The sequence below is a fragment of the Pseudoxanthomonas sp. z9 genome, assembly GCF_006542425.1.
Lineage (GTDB): Bacteria > Pseudomonadota > Gammaproteobacteria > Xanthomonadales > Xanthomonadaceae > Pseudoxanthomonas_A.
On sequence record NZ_VFID01000007.1, the window covers coordinates 620,673 to 635,503 of the forward strand.

Sequence of the window (14,831 nt, forward strand, 5' to 3'; positions counted from 1 at the left end):
CGCGCCGGGACGGGCAAGCCGCGGGATGGAAAGCTTTGTTGCCATCCATCCCGCGGAACCGGTGGCGCAAGCCCGTCAGTAGGCGCTGGCGGTGGGGCGCACGATCACTTCGCTGACGTCCACGTCATCGGGCTGCTCGACGGCATAGGCGATCGCCCGCGCGATGGCCTCGGCCGGAATCGCGATCTTGCGGAATTCATCCATGCCGGCCTTGGAGCCCGGATCGGTGATGGTGTCGGCCAGTTCGCTGGTCGTCACGCCCGGCGAAATCACCGTGACGCGCAGATCCTGGTGTTCCTGGCGCAAGCCTTCGGAGATCGCCAGCACCGCGTACTTGGTGGCGCAATAGACCGCCGCGGTCGGATACACCGCATGACCACCGATGGACGACACGTTGACGAACTGGCCACCGCCCTGCGCCTTCATGACCGGCAGGCCGGCGGCGATGCCGTGCAGCACGCCGCGGATGTTGACGTCGATCATGCGGTTCCATTCTTCGATCTTCAGCGCTTCCAGCGGCGACAGCGGCATCACCCCGGCATTGTTGACGATCACGTCGACCCGGCCGAATTCGGCGCGGGCATGTTCGATGAACGCGCGCGTGTCTTCCAGATCGGTGACGTCGAGCCTGCGGTAAATAGCCTGACCGCCCGCCCGGGTGATCCCTGCGACGAGTTGTTCCAGGCGTTCAGTGCGGCGCGCGCCGAGCACCACGCGGGCGCCACGGCGCGCCAGTTCACGGGCGGTGGCCTCGCCGATGCCGCTGCTGGCACCGGTGATGGCGATGACTTTTCCTTCGATTCCGGACATGGGGGGATGGCCTCGGGTGACAGCCGGCGCGGGATGCGCCGACGGGAGGCGCAGTCTGGTGCCGTCATTCCTCTCGCCGATATCCGGTTCCTCCATCATTCTTGCCTGATCCTGCCGCTGGTCCCGTCCGGGCGTATCGGCCCTGCCGGGCCGGGCGTAGACTCCGTCGTCATGGAAACCTCCCCCGTTTCTGCAAATCCCGCTTCCCCCTCCGGCCTGCCGCCGGCGTCCCACGCCGACGCCCGGATCGAGGAACGGCGCGTCGCGCTCGCCGCGGCGATTGAACGATTCGCCAGCGAAGACGGCATCCATGCCACCGCCATCGACAACCTGCGCTTTTCCCGGCTGAGCGCGCCCAGCGCGCCGATGGGCGGACTGCAGGAACCCGCGCTTTGCCTGATCGCGCAGGGCAGCAAGCGGACCCTGCTGGGCGAAGAGGTCTACCACTACGACGCCACCCGCTACCTGCTGGCCTCGGTGGATCTGCCGATCACCGGACAGGTCATCCAGGCCACGCCGGAACAACCCTACCTGTGCTTCGTGTTGAAGCTTCCACCCGCCGATATCGCCGCGCTGGTGACCCAGGCCGAGGAAGTGTCCGCGCCACTGCCGCCGCCGTCGCGCGGCATCGCGGTCAGCCAGTGCGACCCGGAATTGCTGGACGCCGCCCTGCGGCTGGTGCGATTGCTGGAAACCCCGCGCGACATTCCGCTGCTGGCGCCGCTGATCCAGCGCGAGATTCACTACCGCCTCCTGCGCAGCGAACAGGGCGGCATGCTGCGCCACATCGGTGTGGCCGAGAGCCAGGGCCATCGGGTGGCCCGGGCGATCGGCTGGCTGCGCCAGAATTTCCACCAGCCGCTGCGCATCGATCACATCGCCCGCCAGGTGCACATGAGCCCCTCGGCGCTGCACCACCACTTCAAGGCGGTGACCGCGATGAGCCCGCTGCAGTACCAGAAGCAGTTGCGATTGCAGGAAGCCCGCCGCCTGCTGCTTACCGAAGTGGTCGACGCGGCGACCGCCGGGCATCGGGTGGGTTACGAAAGCCCGTCGCAGTTCAGCCGGGAGTACAGCCGGATGTTCGGCGCGCCACCGCTGCGCGACGTGGAGCGGCTGCGCACGAGCTGAAGCCCGGTTCGGATCGGCGGCCGTTCAAGGACATGAACTTCCGGTGACGGGCATGCCGGAAAAGCCCGCGGACGCGTTGCCGCCCCCGGGGGGCCGGCGCAGAATCTGAGTCCCCTGATACTTCCGGAGACCGGTCATGAAACGCGTATCCCTCCTGTCCGCCCTGGTGCTGGGACTGGCGCTGAGTGGACCGCTGCTGGCCAAGTCCAGGACGGTCACCGACCCGAACACCCCGCGCGAACTGCCGACCGCCAACGCCGTCAGCGTCAATTGGACCGATCCCGCCCAGTTCACCGACATCCGCTACAGCGGCAACCGTTGGGAAGCCGCGCAGGGCAACTGGGTGGTGGACCTGGCCACCTATCTGCAGAAGCAGGCTGGCAAGCGCCTGGCGCCGGGCCAGCAGATGCACATCACCATCACCGACATCCGCCGTGCGGGAAGCTACGAGCCGGGCCGCGGTTTCGACATGGATCGCATCCGCATCATCAAGGACATCTATCCGCCGCGGGTAACGTTGAACTTCGAAGTGAAGGACGCCAATGGCCAGGTGCTGGCCCAGGGCGAACGCAAGCTGGTCGACAGCGCCTTCATGATGAGCGGCGGCAACGTGATGGACACGGATCCGCTGCGCTACGAAAAGCGCATGCTCGACGACTGGCTGTATCGCGAGTTCCGTCGCGACGACGCCTGAATCGCGCGTCGCCCGGACGCACCGGATGGAATCGAAAGGCGGCCCATGGCCGCCTTTCTTCATTTCCGCACCGCCGGCCGCGAACGCCCCGGTGCGGGCATCCTGCCTTTCCCACCCGCACTTGCGGTCCGCCTGGCCGCCACCATATAGGAGTGCGGACGAACCCCGGAGCCTTCCATGAGCGCTTTCGATCTCACGCCTCCCACCGATGCCCAGCGCCGGCAACTCACCGACAGCCTCAGCGATGATGAACGCCGGGTCCTGCTCCAGCATGGCACCGAAGCGCCGTTCTGCGGCGTGTTCCTGGACAACAAGCGCGAAGGCACCTACACCTGCCGCTTTTGCGGACTGCCGTTGTTCCGTTCCAGCGCGAAATTCGATTCCGGCACCGGCTGGCCGAGTTTCTTCGCACCGTTCGACGAACGCCACATCGGCCGGATCCGCGACGACAGCTACGGCATGGTGCGGACCGAAATCGTCTGCACCCGTTGCGGCAGCCATCTCGGCCATGTGTTCCCGGACGGCCCGCCGCCGACCCACGAACGCCATTGCCTGAACTCGGTGTCGCTGGACTTCACCGGCGACGACGAGCCGTTGCCGGACCGGCTGCAGCGCGGCGCGCCGGAGGGCCAGCCGCTGTCCTGACCGCGTCGCGGCGTTGTCACAAAACCGGCACAAGGCGCATGTAACCTGCCGGTCACGAAACTGTCGTCTGCCGTGAAGGCGGCATCGCCATGCTGGTCCGTTCCGACGCCGACGTCCTGTTTGACGGGTTCCCAGGCCTGCTGTGGGCCGTGCGCTTCGATGCCGAGGGGCGCGCCACGCCGATGGAGGCTGGCGACCCCATGGAACCGGGCGCGGGGGACGGCTGGCGCTGGCTTCATTTCAACCAGAGCGATGCCCGCAGCGCGCAATCCATCGCCCGCCTGCCGCTGCCCGAAGACGCCCGCGAGACGTTGCTCTCGCACGATACCCACGTGATCCTGCAACGCCAGGAGGATGGCGCCTACGGCGTGTTCGTCGACTGGGAACACCGGCGCGCCGGCGGCAAGGCGCCGCGCGCGCCCGGCCATCACGACGGCCTGGGTTGGCTGCATTTCGCCATCGGCGACGGCTTGCTGGTCACCGCCCGCCGGCAACCGTTGCGATCGGTCGAGACGGTCCGGCGGCAGCTTTGCGCGGGCGAACGCTGCAGCCATCCGGCCCGCGTGCTGGAAGCCATCGCCGAGCATTTCGCCGACGCGGTGGAACGCGCCACCGATGATCTTTCCGAATCGCTGGACCGCATCGAGGATCGCGTGCTGGCCGACGCCATCGGCGACGAACGGCGCGATCTGGCATCGCTGCGGCACCAGAGCGTGCGCCTGCACCGGCCGCTGACCGCCATGCGCCGGGTACTCAAGCAGTTCGAACAGCGGCATGCCCCGGACGAGGACGAGGACGAACTGCTGCCGGTGGCGTCGCGTCTCGGCCAGCGCTTCGATGATCTGGACGGTGACGTCTCGACCCTGCAGGAGCGCGCCCGCCTGCTTCAGGACGAGGTCGCCGCCAAACTCGCCGAGCGCACCAACACGCACCTCTACGTGCTGTCGATGATCACCGCGCTGCTGCTGCCGCCCAGCCTGGTCGTGGGCGTGTTCGGCATGAACCTGCATGGCCTGCCCTTCGCCGATCACCGGGCGGGCGCCTCCGCCGCGCTGGTGCTGGGGCTGCTGTCCAGCCTGGCGGTCTACCTGATCCTGCGCCGCCTGGGCGTCTCGCGCTCGACCTGAGCCGGCCGTCCGCGGCCACTCAAGAAACCGGGACCGGAGCCGACATCCCTTCGTACCCCACGTCGTGCCCCATCCATGTTGATCATCGTAGGAATCCTGGTCGTCATCGCCAGCGTGCTCGGCGGCTTCGTCGCCTCGCACGGCAAGCTCGCCGCCCTGTGGCAGCCGTTCGAACTGGTGATCATCGGCGGCGCGGCGCTGGGCGCGTTCCTGATGAGCAATCCGCCGAAGGTGGTGAAGGCCACCTTCGCCAGCATTCCCGCGGTGTTCAAGGGGGTCAAGTACAGGTCGTCCGATTATCTGGACGTGCTCACCCTGATGTACGAACTGCTGAACAAGGCGCGCCGCGAAGGCTTCATCTCGCTGGAATCGCACGTCGATAATCCGGGCTCCAGCGATCTGTTCAACAAGTATCCCAAGGTGCTGGCCGATCACCACCTGATGGATTTCATCACCGACTGCCTGCGCCTGATGGTCGGCAGCAACATCGAGCCGCACGAGCTGGAACCGCTGCTGGAACTGGAGCTGGAGAAGCACCATCACGAGATGATGGCGCCGGCCCACGCGCTGGCGAAGGTCGCCGACGCGCTGCCGGGTTTCGGCATCGTCGCCGCGGTGCTGGGCATCGTCATCACCATGGGCTCGATCGGCGGCGACATCGCACAGGTCGGCGCGCACGTGGCCGGCGCCCTGGTCGGCACCTTCCTGGGCATCCTGCTGGCCTATGGCTTCGTCGGCCCGCTGGCCGCGGCGCTGGAAGCGCGCGCCGAGCAGGACAGCCGCATCTACGAAAGCGTCAAGACCGCCCTGCTGGCCTGCCTGCGCGGCTACAACCCCAAGGTGGCATTGGAATTCGCGCGCAAGACGCTGCCGTCGGCGGTGCGTCCGCAGTTCGCCGAATTCGAAACCCACCTCAAGGGCGCCAAGTAGGCACGCGCCATGGCCGAGAAATCCACGGTCATTGTGGTTCGCCGGGTCCGCAAGGTCCAAGGCGGCGGCCATCACGGCGGCTCCTGGAAAGTCGCCTACGCGGACTTCGTCACCGCGATGATGGCGTTCTTCCTGGTCATGTGGCTGGTCGGTGCGACCACCAACAAGGATCGCGCGGCGATCTCCGAGTACTTCCGCAATCCGAGCCCGCTCAGCGGCAAGAGCTTCTCGCCCGCGCCCGGTCCCAACGGTCCCGGCGGTGCCAGCACGTCGATGATCAAGCTGGGCGGCACGATGGACATCCCGCGCGGCAGTGGCGAGGATCCCTTCAGCAAGCCGGATCCGGACGGCCGCACGCCCACCGCGCGCGAGGCCAGCGCGCAGGAGCAGGCACGCGAACATGCGCAGGACCAGCAGCGGCTGGAAGCACTGATGCAGGCGCTGGAGGAAGCAATCAGCCGCAGCCAGGCGCTGGAGCCGTTCAAGGATCAGTTGCTGATCGATCTGACCCCCGAGGGCCTGCGCATCCAGATCGTCGATCAGCAGAACCGGCCCATGTTCGATCTGGGCAGTTCCTCGCTCAAGCCGTACACGACCAACATCCTCCATGAGCTGGCCGGCTTCATCAATCGCGTGCCCAACCACATCAGCCTGACCGGCCACACCGACGTCACCGCGTATGCCCGGGCCGGCTACACCAACTGGGAACTGAGCGCCGACCGCGCCAACGCGGCGCGGCGGGCGCTGGTCGAAGCCGGCATGCAGGAGGACAAGGTGACCCGCGTGGTCGGCTTGTCCTCCTCCGTACTGTTCGACAAGCGGGATCCGCAGAACCCGATCAACCGTCGCATCAGCATCGTCATCATGACCCGCGCGGCCGAGGCCGAGGCGCTGGACGGCGGCGGCATGGCGCTGGGCAAGGTGCTGGCCGATGCGGACACGCAGGTACCGGCCCTGCCGACCGCATCCGCACCGCCCGCGCGCGCGGGCCATCCCTGACGGGCTTCGCCATGTCCGCGCGGGAGGCTATCCTTGCGCGATGACACTGCGCACCGTTTCCGCGACCCGCTACGTGACGCCCCTGCGTGAAGGCGGCTCGATGCCGGCCATCGTCGAGGCGGACGATGACGGCATGTACGTCCTCAAGTTCCGCGGCGCCGGCCAGGGTCCGCGCGCGTTGGTGGCGGAACTGATTTCCGGCGAAATCGCCCGCGCCCTGCAATTGCCTGTGCCGGAAATCGTGCTGGTCGAACTGGACGCGGACCTGGCGCGTACCGAGGGCGATCCGGAGATCCAGGACCTGATCAAGGCCAGTGCCGGGCTCAACCTGGCGCTGGATTACCTGCCGGGCGCGGCCAACTTCGATCCCGTGGCCGAGCAGCCGGACCCGGCGCTGGCATCGGACATCGTCTGGTTCGATGCCTTCATCAGCAACGTGGATCGCACCGTGCGCAATCCCAACCTGCTGATCTGGCATCGCCGGCTGACCCTCATCGATCACGGCGCCTCGCTCTATTTCCACCACGGCTGGGACGGCGATACCGGTGGCGCCGGCCGTCCGTTCCCGCTGATCCGGGATCACGTCCTGCTGCCCTGGGCCAGCGATCTGGAAGCCGCCGACGCGCGGCTCAGCGCGCGGCTGTCCCCAGAACGGCTGGCCGGCATCGTCGCACTGGTACCGGACACGTGGTTGCAGGGCGGCGACGCCTTCGGACCGCCCGACCAGCAACGTGCGGCCTATACCCACTATCTGCAGCAGCGCCTGACGCTGCCGCATGCGTTCGCGCAGGAGGCCCAGCGTGCGCGCGTCTGACAGCTATGACTACGCCGTCATCCGGGTGGTGCCGCGGGTGGAGCGCGAGGAATTCATCAACGTCGGCGTGATCGTGTCCTGCGAGAAGACCGGCTTCCTGCAGGCGCGCATCGAACTGGACGAGGCCCGCGTGCTGGCCCTGGACCCGCGCATCGATCTGGATTCCCTGCAACGCCACCTGGCCGCGATTCCGCGCATCTGCGAAGGCGGCGCCCAGGCCGGTCCCATCGGCCTGCTGCCCAAGCGCGCGCGCTTCCACTGGTTGACCGCCAAGCGCAGCGCGATCATCCAGACCTCGCCGGTGCACATGGGCAAGTGCGGTGACATGGAGGCGGTCATGGAGCACCTGCTCGATCGCATGGTGCGGATCAAGTGAATCCTCCGCAGGCCTTTGCCATGAGCCGTCCGGCCACCGCTCGATGAGCGTGTACGTGGACGATGCGGTGCACCTCTGGCGCGGACAGCGCTGGGCGCACCTGATGGCGGACACGCTGGAGGAACTGCACGCGATGGCGCAGCGGCTGGGCATTCCGCGTCGCGCGTTCCAGAACAAGACCAGCGGCGCCCACTACGACGTGACCGCGGACCTGCGCGAGGACGCCATCCGGCTCGGCGCGGTCGCGATCTCGCGTCATGTGGACCGCGCGCTGGTCAAGGCGGTGATCGCGCGCGCCAGGGAACAGGGCCGCGGCGGCGACTGAGACGCGCTGCCGCCGCTTCAACGGCCGGCGGGTGGATCCGTCGCCTGGGCTGACAGCCGCTCCAGCGCCAAAGTCACCTCGCCGGCGATCTGGTCCTGCATCGCCAGCTTGTCCTCGTGCGGGCGATCGTAGGTATCCGACCACACCACGAACCCGTCGTCGGCGCGCAGCAGGCGCACCGATACGCGCAGGGTTCGCTCCGATTTGCGCACGCTGCCGTCCAGCAAATAGGACACCCCGAGTGAACGCGCGATCTCGGGGACCGGCACCTGCTTGTCCTTGAACTGGAACGACGCGGTCGGCGCCGACACTTTCAATCCGGGCACCTTGCTCAGGCGGACGATCAGTTCCTCGGTCATGCCGTCCGCGAACGGTTCCTCGTTCATCGCGTCGGTCAGGTCCAGGAAGGGCAGAACAGCCAATGCCTGCAATCGCCCCGGCGCGGGCGCGGGCGGCGATGGCGGCGGCGGCGCCTCCGCATCATCCGCGGGCCGGGTCAGCTGGTAAGCCGCCACGGCGGATGCCGCCAGCAGCATCACCACCAGCCACAGGCCGATGCGCGCGGACAGGCGGGATGGCCCGCGTCCGCTGCCTTCGGGCCTGTCGTCGATGGCGACCCGGCCCGGTCCGGATGGCGGAGCCTGCGCGCCGGATGATTGCGCGGCCGGATCGACCGGCGTGATCAAGGAAACATCGGCGATCAGGCGGTAGCCCAGCCGGGGCGCCGTGGCGATGTAGCGCGGCTGCCGCGGGTCATCGCCCAGCTGGCGACGCAGCGAGGTCATGGCCTGGTACACCGAATCCGGGCTGACGATGACGTCGGGCCAGCCCCGGGTCAGCAGTGCGTCGATGCTCACCACCTCGCCCGGCCGTTCCGCCAGGCGCAACAGCAGCGCCAGCGCACGGGGTTCCAGTTGGACGCGCGCGCCGTCGCGCGTGGCCAGGCCGGACAGCGTGTCCAGTTGCCAGTCACCCAGGCGCAGCGTGGTTCGCGCGGTCGTGTGCAAGCGTTCTTCCATCCGTTTCAGAACTTTTCAGCGCGTTTCAGGCCCGCCTTCAGGACTTCGGAGCGGCGGGACCGGCATCGTACCGCGCGCCGGTCGTCGCCAGACAGCACCGGCCGCTTTCAATCCAAACCGGGAATCCCGCATGCCTTTCGTGTCGAAATCCTTCGTTGTTCCCCTGGCCTGCCTGCTGCTCGTGCTGGCATCACGGGTCCCCGTCCAGGCGCAGGTTCCCCTGCGCGATGACGACCAGCACTGGGTCGCCAGCTGGGCCGCGGCGCCGGTGGGCGCGGGAGAGGCGCTGTCGCCCGTGACGATACGCCAGGTGGTTCGCACCAGCCTGGGCGGAGCGGCGGTCCGCGTGCGCCTGTCCAACCTGTTCGGCAGCCAGCCACTCACGATCGGTCCGGTCCGGCTGGCCCGGCATGCGGACGGTGTCGCCATCCAGGCCGGCACCGACCGGGCGGTGACATTCACGGGCTTGCCGCAGGTCACTCTTCCGCCGGGCGGCTCGGTTCTGAGCGATGCCGTGACTCTGCCGGTGAAGGCATTGGAGCGGCTTTCCATCAGCCTGTACCTGCCGCAAGGCGCGACCGCGCCCACCGTCCATCAGGTCGGCAACCAGACGGTATACCTAGCGCGGGGCGATCTCACTTCGCAGTCGCGATTCGAACCGGAAGGCGAACCCGACGATACCCGCTACCTGCTGACCGATCTGGAAGTCGCCACGCCGGCGGGCGCGCGTGCCTTCGTCGTGCTGGGCGACTCGATCACCGACGGCGTGGGTTCCAGCGAGAACGCCGACGCCCGCTGGCCCGACCGGCTCGCGGAACGGCTGCAACGCGAGCCGATGCTGGCCTCCGTCGCCGTGGTGAATGCCGGCATCGCCGGCAACCGCATCCTCAACGATGGCGTTGCGCCCTATCGCGGGCCGAGTTCGCTGTCGCGCCTGCAACGCGATGTGCTGGACAGGCCGGGCGTGCGCTGGATGTTGTTGTTGCAGGGTGGCAACGACATTTCCGCCTCGGACCGCCTCGAAGCGCCGGACCAGAAGGTCAGCGCCGCGCAGATCATCGAAGGCATGCGGCAGATCATCGCCCGGGCCCGTGCGCACGGCGTCCAGGTCTGGGGCGCGACCCTGCTGCCGCGCGGTGGCACCACTTTCCCCGCACCGCCCAGCGCGGCGGCGATCGCCAAGCGCGAAGCCGTCAATGCCTGGATCCGGGAGTCGGGGGCGTTCGACACGGTAGTGGATTTCGATCGGGTGATGCGCGATCCCGCGCAGCCCGATCGCCTGCGGCCCGAGTACGACAGCGGCGACCACCTGCATCCCAACGATGCCGGCTACCAGGCGATGGCGGACGCCATCGATCTCGCGCGCCTGGCAAACGGCGACGGGTCATCCGCAAATGGCACGATGACCAAGCGGAGCCGTGCGGCCACGGGTATCAGATCGGCAGGGCATAGCTGCGCTTCACGACCTGGCTGGGCAGATCCGTCTTGACGTTCTGGATGCCGTTGGCGCGGGTGAGATGGCGGGTCTGGAAACGGCGATAGTCGTCCAGATCCTCCACCACCACCCGCAGCATGGCATCGCATTCGCCCAGCATGATGTAGCACTCCATCACCTGCGGCAGGCGTTCCATCGCGGCGATGAAACGGTCGATGGTGTCCGCGTCCTGCGCGGTCAGCCACACCCGCGTGAACAGGGTCTGCGGGTAACCCACGGAGGCGGGTTTGACCACCGCCACGTAGCGTTCGATGACACCGGCCTGCTCCAGCAACCGCACCCGGCGCAGGCACGGCGAGGGCGAGAGGCCGACCGCCTGCGCCAGTTCGGTGTTCTGCATGCGCCCGTCCGCCTGCAGCGCGCGCAGGATGCGGCGGTCCAGCTCGTCCAGCTTGGCAGGCATTGGAATCTCCGTTTCATTATTTCATTGGCATCAAATGCCAATTTAGCCAGAATTTCTGGAATATTCGCAACCCCGTGGCAAGGCAGTGCCCCTAGCATGATCGGCCATGGACACCCCCACCCTCCTGCTCTTCTCGGCCACCGTGCTGCCACTGATCGCCACGCCCGGCCCGGACATGCTGTTCATCGTCGCCCAGACCCTGGGCGGGGGCGCCGGAGCCGGATTGCGCGCCACGTTCGGAGTCTGCGCCGGCTACCTGGTGCATTCGATGCTCGCGGCACTCGGGCTGGCGGCCCTGATCGCCGCGTCGCCGCCGCTGTTCGCGATGCTTCGCTGGGCGGGCGTCGCCTACCTGGCCTGGCTGGCCTGGCGCCTGCTGCGGTCGGCGACGCGGCCGGGTGGTCTGCAGGTTCGCGGCGACGCACACAGCGCGGAATTCCGCCGTGGTTTCCTGACCGCCGCACTCAATCCGAAAGGCATGATGATCTACTTCGCGATCCTGCCGCAGTTCATCTCGAGCGCCGCTCCGGCGGCGCCGCAGGCCATTGCGCTGTCGGCCACCTTCATCGGCCTGTGCGCGGCGTTCTATTCCCTGCTCGCCGTGGCCATGGCATCCGGCGGCTGGCGCAACGGTCTCGACGAACGCCGCCGCCGCTGGATCGAAGGCGTGTCCGGCGGTCTCATCGCGGTGGCGGCAGGAAAGCTGGCCATCGGCTGATCCAGTCAGGAGGGCGGCATGCATCCGGCCTGCTATCGTTCCACCCACCGTGAGCGCGGCGGATACCGGAGGTCATCGCATGCGAGGTCTGGACTTCAGTTCGTGGCAGACATTGCTGTCGACGCTGCTCGGCCTGGCGGTGATCACCCTGATCGGCGTCGGTATCCGCCTGCTGGTGATGCAGACCATCCAGCAACGGCGGGAACGCGAGAATCGCCAGATCAACGAACGGCTGCGCACGCTCATCGCCGCCTACAAGACCCTGGGAGGTTCCTTCACCGGCCATCTGGCCGTGGACCCGACCCATCTGCGGGATCTTCGGATCCGGCAGGCCCAGGGTGAAGACGGCGAGGCCATCACCGGTTCGGATCGTTCACGGAGGATTCGCGACGCGGTCGAGGCGGCACTGTCCGACATCGTCCTGCTGGGCACCGACGAACAGGTGCGACTGGCCGCCCGCGCCGCCACCGACATGGTGGAAGGCCGGCCGATACGCACCGATGAGCTGGTGATGTCGCTGCGCGATTTCATCCGCCGCGCCCTTGATCTGGACCCGATACCGCCCGGCCTGCCCATTCCTCCCCAGGGCCCGGCGCGTCCCGGCGGCGGCGGTGGCAAGGCCGGCAGGAACGAGGGCGCGCGCGACGACTCGCGCCAGGGCGGCGGCAAGGGGGGCAACGCCGGAGCCGGAGCCGGCGGTGCCGGCGCGGGCATGGGCCTGGGCGCTGGCGTGGCGCTGGGAGATGAAACCGAATCCCGGCGCTGAGGGCGGTCGCCGGCTGGTCAGAACGCGTCGCTGCCAGGACGCAGTTCGATGCCCAGGGCCGCGCACAACTGCTGCATGCCTTCGTCGTCCCGGCTGAGCGCAATCCAGCCCGCATAGGCATCGCCGTCGGTGTTCCAGTTCCAGAGCGTGTAGCCATGTTCGCGCAGGCGGTCATAGGCCACCGCCATCAGGCCCGGCACGTCCACGCCATCGAGGAAGTCGTCGTCGCCGGGATCGCCACCCCAGTCGATGCCGATGTTCCAGCGCGCGGCCAGTTCGTTCACGCTGTCGATCAGCGACTCGCAGTCCTTCCAGTCGACGTAGAAACCCGACGACCAGTCGATCGCGTCCTTCAGCGCCCACAGCAGCCGGCCATCGTCGTCGCCGCCGGCCTCGGCCATGCGCTCGCGCCAGGTCGCGAACTGGCGCAGCGCGGTCTCCTCGTCACCCGGATTGATCAGCACCAGCAGGTTCCAGATCAGGGCTTCCTGATCGCCCAGATCGATGTCCTCGTCCTCGTCGTCACCGGATCGGGAGAACACATCATCGGCGTCGAAGTCGTCTTCGTCGGGTCGGATCATGGGAAGTGTCCTGGATATCCACGGGAATCCTGCCTCGTCTCCCTCTTGGACCATCGAGAACGCGGGCCGCGGCAGGAACTTGGGAGGCGGCCCCCGGACGTTTATCCTATGCGCCTTCCGCGACACATGAAACCACCACCATGAGCACCGAAACGCCTCCCGACCGCCTGGCCTCCGACCCGCGCAGCCCCTTCCACGATGCCGAGATGATCGACCGCGGCGTGGGCATCCGCTTCAACGGCGTCGAACGCGACAACGTCGAGGAATATTGCGTCAGCGAAGGATGGATCCGGGTGCCGGTGGGCAAGTCCAAGGACCGCCGCGGCAATCCGATGACGTTGAAGGTCAAGGGCGAAGTGGTCGCCTACTTCCGCGAACAGAATTGAGTTCACGGCGGGCGCACGCGCCCGCCACGCATCGTCGCGGTTCTGGCCGGGACCGCTTGACGGATTCCCGATGGCGGTATCGCCCCCGACGGCAAACCACCGCTGCCCCCGGATGGCGACCGGGTGGGACACGCGCTCCCCCGGTCACCCGCAACCCGTCGATTCAGGCGGCCTGGTGGTTGGCGTAGCGCTGCTTGCGCTGCAACGACGCGCGATGGGTCGCGACCATCCGGGCCAGGCCCTGTCGCCGGGCGTCGCTTTCCGGCAGGCAGGCCAGTACCGGATCCCATTGTCCCGCCTTGACCCAGCGCGAGAAGCGCACGTAGACGCTGTGGTTGGCGCCGTACTCGATGGGCAGGCAACGCCAGTAGGCGTCGTTGCTTCCCGCCATCCACAGCACCGCTTCGACGAAACTGCGGGCACTGGATTTGTGGCCGCGCGCGCGCGCGCCCAGCCTTCCTCCGAGATTGACCACGATGTGAGCCCACTCGTCATCGCTCAACTGGGGTTCGGGTACCGCCGACAGGGAACAGGATGCATCCTGCATCTGCGTCAGGCGGCTGATCGTGGCGTCGAGACTTTCCTGATTTTCAGTCAGCATGTTCTGGCTACCGTCTGGGACATGGAAGCGGTGGACTCGTGCCCACTGCAGACATCGTCTTGGCCCCTTGTCTGCGTATCCGTCGGCAACCGCGGATCCACCGTTTTTGCAGTGTTCTTCCCGTCACAGGTCAGCGAACATCGGAATCGTCTGAAAAATTCCGGAGTGGCACGGATTCGCCAGTGCTCCAGCGATAATTCCGCCGTAAAGCGCACGTTCCGCAGACGTAGTCACAAAATATCTGATGGCGGCGGCTTGCGAATCCGATAGTTTCGCGGAATGGCAAAGCTCCGATATAGAATGTGACTGCTTTCAGCCCAGACTCCGGGAGACCACGGCACATGACATTGAAGATCGTGCTCGCCGACGATCACCCGATCATCGTTGCCGCTGTCCGTCAGCTGCTCGAACGCTCGGGCCACGAGATCGTCGCGGTTGCCGGTTCCAGCGGTTCGCTGATCGAGATCCTCGCCCAGCATCCCTGCGACCTGGTGATTACCGACTTCAGCATGCCCAACGAGGACGAAGCCGACGGCCTGTCCCTGATTGGACTGCTGCAGCGCCGGCTGCCCGAGATGCCGCTGATCGTGCTGACCATGGTCACCAATCCGGCCGTCCTGCAATCGATCCTGGATATCGGCGTGCGCGGGCTGATCAACAAGACCGACGCGATGACCGAACTGGCGACGGCCGTGCAGACGGTCATGCGTGGGCAGACCTATGTCAGCAAGGCCAGCCAGCGCCTGCTGATCCAGGCCGGCAATGGCAAGTCCGCGCAAGCGGTTGCGCTTTCGCCGCGCGAGACCGAGGTCATCCGCCTGTTCGCGTCGGGCAAGTCGGTGACCGAGATCGCCCGCCAGCTCAACCGGAGCGTCAAGACCATCAGCACGCAGAAGCAGGAGGCGATGGCCAAGCTGGGGTTGAAGAACGACTTCGACATCTACGCCTACGCGCGCGAGAAGGGCATGCTCTCCTGACGGACGACCGTATCGCCGTGCAAACGCTGTCTGA

The 14,831-nt window shown here is 67.3% G+C and carries 18 protein-coding genes and 1 pseudogene; 14 read left to right on the forward strand and 5 right to left on the reverse strand.

Features of this window, described 5'->3' with window-relative positions:
- Window positions 1-75: 75 nt before the first annotated feature.
- A complete protein-coding gene (locus FG323_RS09960) occupies window positions 76-810 on the reverse strand; it encodes an SDR family oxidoreductase (RefSeq protein WP_141454354.1) in 735 nt (244 codons plus the stop codon).
- A 171-nt stretch (window positions 811-981) separates the two neighbouring features.
- On the opposite strand from FG323_RS09960, the gene FG323_RS09965 reads away from it, so the two are divergent.
- The 9 genes and pseudogenes from FG323_RS09965 (at window position 982) to FG323_RS10005 (ending at window position 7,851) form a co-directional block, all read left to right on the forward strand.
- Window positions 982-1,941, forward strand: coding sequence for an AraC family transcriptional regulator (locus tag FG323_RS09965; RefSeq protein WP_141454355.1), 960 nt, complete (start codon window positions 982-984; stop codon window positions 1,939-1,941).
- Between the two features lie 136 nt (window positions 1,942-2,077).
- Complete coding sequence (locus FG323_RS09970) at window positions 2,078-2,635, forward strand: DUF3016 domain-containing protein (RefSeq protein WP_141454356.1); 558 nt, start codon at window positions 2,078-2,080, stop codon at window positions 2,633-2,635.
- A gap of 177 nt (window positions 2,636-2,812) precedes the next feature.
- Entirely contained in the window at window positions 2,813-3,280 is a 468-nt protein-coding gene (gene msrB, locus FG323_RS09975) for a peptide-methionine (R)-S-oxide reductase MsrB (RefSeq protein WP_141454357.1), read from the forward strand.
- 89 nt (window positions 3,281-3,369) lie between these two features.
- Complete coding sequence (locus tag FG323_RS09980) at window positions 3,370-4,407, forward strand: CorA family divalent cation transporter (protein WP_141454358.1); 1,038 nt, start codon at window positions 3,370-3,372, stop codon at window positions 4,405-4,407.
- Between the two features lie 75 nt (window positions 4,408-4,482).
- Window positions 4,483-5,337, forward strand: a complete 855-nt coding sequence (gene motA / locus FG323_RS09985; RefSeq protein WP_141454359.1) for a flagellar motor stator protein MotA — start codon at window positions 4,483-4,485, stop codon at window positions 5,335-5,337.
- 9 nt (window positions 5,338-5,346) lie between these two features.
- Window positions 5,347-6,309: pseudogene (gene motB / locus FG323_RS09990) on the forward strand (flagellar motor protein MotB); the annotation flags it as partial.
- A 73-nt stretch (window positions 6,310-6,382) separates the two neighbouring features.
- Window positions 6,383-7,150 (forward strand): HipA family kinase, encoded by a 768-nt coding sequence (locus tag FG323_RS09995; protein ID WP_181444177.1) that lies wholly within the window; start codon window positions 6,383-6,385, stop codon window positions 7,148-7,150.
- Complete coding sequence (locus FG323_RS10000; RefSeq protein WP_220094148.1) at window positions 7,113-7,526, forward strand: DUF3037 domain-containing protein; 414 nt, start codon at window positions 7,113-7,115, stop codon at window positions 7,524-7,526. The genes FG323_RS09995 and FG323_RS10000 overlap by 38 nt, the downstream gene beginning before the upstream one ends.
- 43 nt (window positions 7,527-7,569) lie before the next feature.
- A complete protein-coding gene (locus FG323_RS10005; RefSeq protein WP_141454363.1) occupies window positions 7,570-7,851 on the forward strand; it encodes a DUF4031 domain-containing protein in 282 nt (93 codons plus the stop codon).
- A gap of 17 nt (window positions 7,852-7,868) precedes the next feature.
- On the opposite strand, the gene FG323_RS10010 is transcribed toward FG323_RS10005, so the two are convergent.
- Window positions 7,869-8,858, reverse strand: coding sequence for a winged helix-turn-helix domain-containing protein (locus FG323_RS10010; RefSeq protein ID WP_141454364.1), 990 nt, complete (start codon window positions 8,856-8,858; stop codon window positions 7,869-7,871).
- 142 nt (window positions 8,859-9,000) lie between these two features.
- Between FG323_RS10010 and FG323_RS10015 the strand changes: the two genes are divergently transcribed.
- A complete protein-coding gene (locus FG323_RS10015; RefSeq protein ID WP_141454365.1) occupies window positions 9,001-10,359 on the forward strand; it encodes an SGNH/GDSL hydrolase family protein in 1,359 nt (452 codons plus the stop codon).
- Here the strand turns inward: FG323_RS10015 and FG323_RS10020 are convergent.
- Complete coding sequence (locus FG323_RS10020) at window positions 10,304-10,768, reverse strand: Lrp/AsnC family transcriptional regulator (RefSeq protein ID WP_141454366.1); 465 nt, start codon at window positions 10,766-10,768, stop codon at window positions 10,304-10,306. The two genes, FG323_RS10015 and FG323_RS10020, sit on opposite strands and share 56 nt — an antisense overlap.
- Before the next feature lie 106 nt (window positions 10,769-10,874).
- Between FG323_RS10020 and FG323_RS10025 the strand changes: the two genes are divergently transcribed.
- Together FG323_RS10025 and FG323_RS10030 are read left to right on the forward strand one after the other, a co-directional pair.
- Window positions 10,875-11,486 (forward strand): LysE family translocator, encoded by a 612-nt coding sequence (locus FG323_RS10025; protein ID WP_141454367.1) that lies wholly within the window; start codon window positions 10,875-10,877, stop codon window positions 11,484-11,486.
- A gap of 79 nt (window positions 11,487-11,565) precedes the next feature.
- Complete coding sequence (locus FG323_RS10030) at window positions 11,566-12,252, forward strand: hypothetical protein (RefSeq protein WP_141454368.1); 687 nt, start codon at window positions 11,566-11,568, stop codon at window positions 12,250-12,252.
- Between the two features lie 17 nt (window positions 12,253-12,269).
- On the opposite strand, the gene FG323_RS10035 is transcribed toward FG323_RS10030, so the two are convergent.
- On the reverse strand, window positions 12,270-12,833 hold the full coding sequence (locus FG323_RS10035; RefSeq protein ID WP_141454369.1) for a hypothetical protein: 564 nt from the start codon (window positions 12,831-12,833) through the stop codon (window positions 12,270-12,272).
- Between the two features lie 140 nt (window positions 12,834-12,973).
- Between FG323_RS10035 and FG323_RS10040 the strand changes: the two genes are divergently transcribed.
- A complete protein-coding gene (locus tag FG323_RS10040) occupies window positions 12,974-13,219 on the forward strand; it encodes a DUF3297 family protein (protein WP_141454370.1) in 246 nt (81 codons plus the stop codon).
- Between the two features lie 163 nt (window positions 13,220-13,382).
- On the opposite strand, the gene FG323_RS10045 is transcribed toward FG323_RS10040, so the two are convergent.
- Complete coding sequence (locus tag FG323_RS10045) at window positions 13,383-13,820, reverse strand: transposase (RefSeq protein ID WP_141454371.1); 438 nt, start codon at window positions 13,818-13,820, stop codon at window positions 13,383-13,385.
- A 341-nt stretch (window positions 13,821-14,161) separates the two neighbouring features.
- On the opposite strand from FG323_RS10045, the gene FG323_RS10050 reads away from it, so the two are divergent.
- Window positions 14,162-14,797, forward strand: a complete 636-nt coding sequence (locus FG323_RS10050; protein WP_141454372.1) for a response regulator transcription factor — start codon at window positions 14,162-14,164, stop codon at window positions 14,795-14,797.
- Window positions 14,798-14,831 lie beyond the last annotated feature (34 nt).

Excerpts from the sequence above, each read along its gene's own strand:
- FG323_RS10000 (WP_220094148.1), top strand. The coding sequence starts at position 7,113 with ATGCGTTCGCGCAGGAGGCCCAGCGTGCGCGCGTCTGACAGCTATGAC.
- FG323_RS09965 (WP_141454355.1), top strand. The coding sequence starts at position 982 with ATGGAAACCTCCCCCGTTTCTGCAAATCCCGCTTCCCCCTCCGGCCTG.
- FG323_RS10020 (WP_141454366.1), bottom strand. The coding sequence starts at position 10,768 with ATGCCTGCCAAGCTGGACGAGCTGGACCGCCGCATCCTGCGCGCGCTG.
- FG323_RS10035 (WP_141454369.1), bottom strand. The coding sequence starts at position 12,833 with ATGATCCGACCCGACGAAGACGACTTCGACGCCGATGATGTGTTCTCC.
- motA (WP_141454359.1), top strand. The coding sequence starts at position 4,483 with ATGTTGATCATCGTAGGAATCCTGGTCGTCATCGCCAGCGTGCTCGGC.
- FG323_RS10015 (WP_141454365.1), top strand. The coding sequence starts at position 9,001 with ATGCCTTTCGTGTCGAAATCCTTCGTTGTTCCCCTGGCCTGCCTGCTG.
- FG323_RS10005 (WP_141454363.1), top strand. The coding sequence starts at position 7,570 with ATGAGCGTGTACGTGGACGATGCGGTGCACCTCTGGCGCGGACAGCGC.
- FG323_RS10025 (WP_141454367.1), top strand. The coding sequence starts at position 10,875 with ATGGACACCCCCACCCTCCTGCTCTTCTCGGCCACCGTGCTGCCACTG.
- FG323_RS10045 (WP_141454371.1), bottom strand. The coding sequence starts at position 13,820 with ATGCTGACTGAAAATCAGGAAAGTCTCGACGCCACGATCAGCCGCCTG.
- FG323_RS10040 (WP_141454370.1), top strand. The coding sequence starts at position 12,974 with ATGAGCACCGAAACGCCTCCCGACCGCCTGGCCTCCGACCCGCGCAGC.
- msrB (WP_141454357.1), top strand. The coding sequence starts at position 2,813 with ATGAGCGCTTTCGATCTCACGCCTCCCACCGATGCCCAGCGCCGGCAA.
- FG323_RS09970 (WP_141454356.1), top strand. The coding sequence starts at position 2,078 with ATGAAACGCGTATCCCTCCTGTCCGCCCTGGTGCTGGGACTGGCGCTG.
- FG323_RS10050 (WP_141454372.1), top strand. The coding sequence starts at position 14,162 with ATGACATTGAAGATCGTGCTCGCCGACGATCACCCGATCATCGTTGCC.
- FG323_RS09960 (WP_141454354.1), bottom strand. The coding sequence starts at position 810 with ATGTCCGGAATCGAAGGAAAAGTCATCGCCATCACCGGTGCCAGCAGC.
- FG323_RS09980 (WP_141454358.1), top strand. The coding sequence starts at position 3,370 with ATGCTGGTCCGTTCCGACGCCGACGTCCTGTTTGACGGGTTCCCAGGC.
- FG323_RS10030 (WP_141454368.1), top strand. The coding sequence starts at position 11,566 with ATGCGAGGTCTGGACTTCAGTTCGTGGCAGACATTGCTGTCGACGCTG.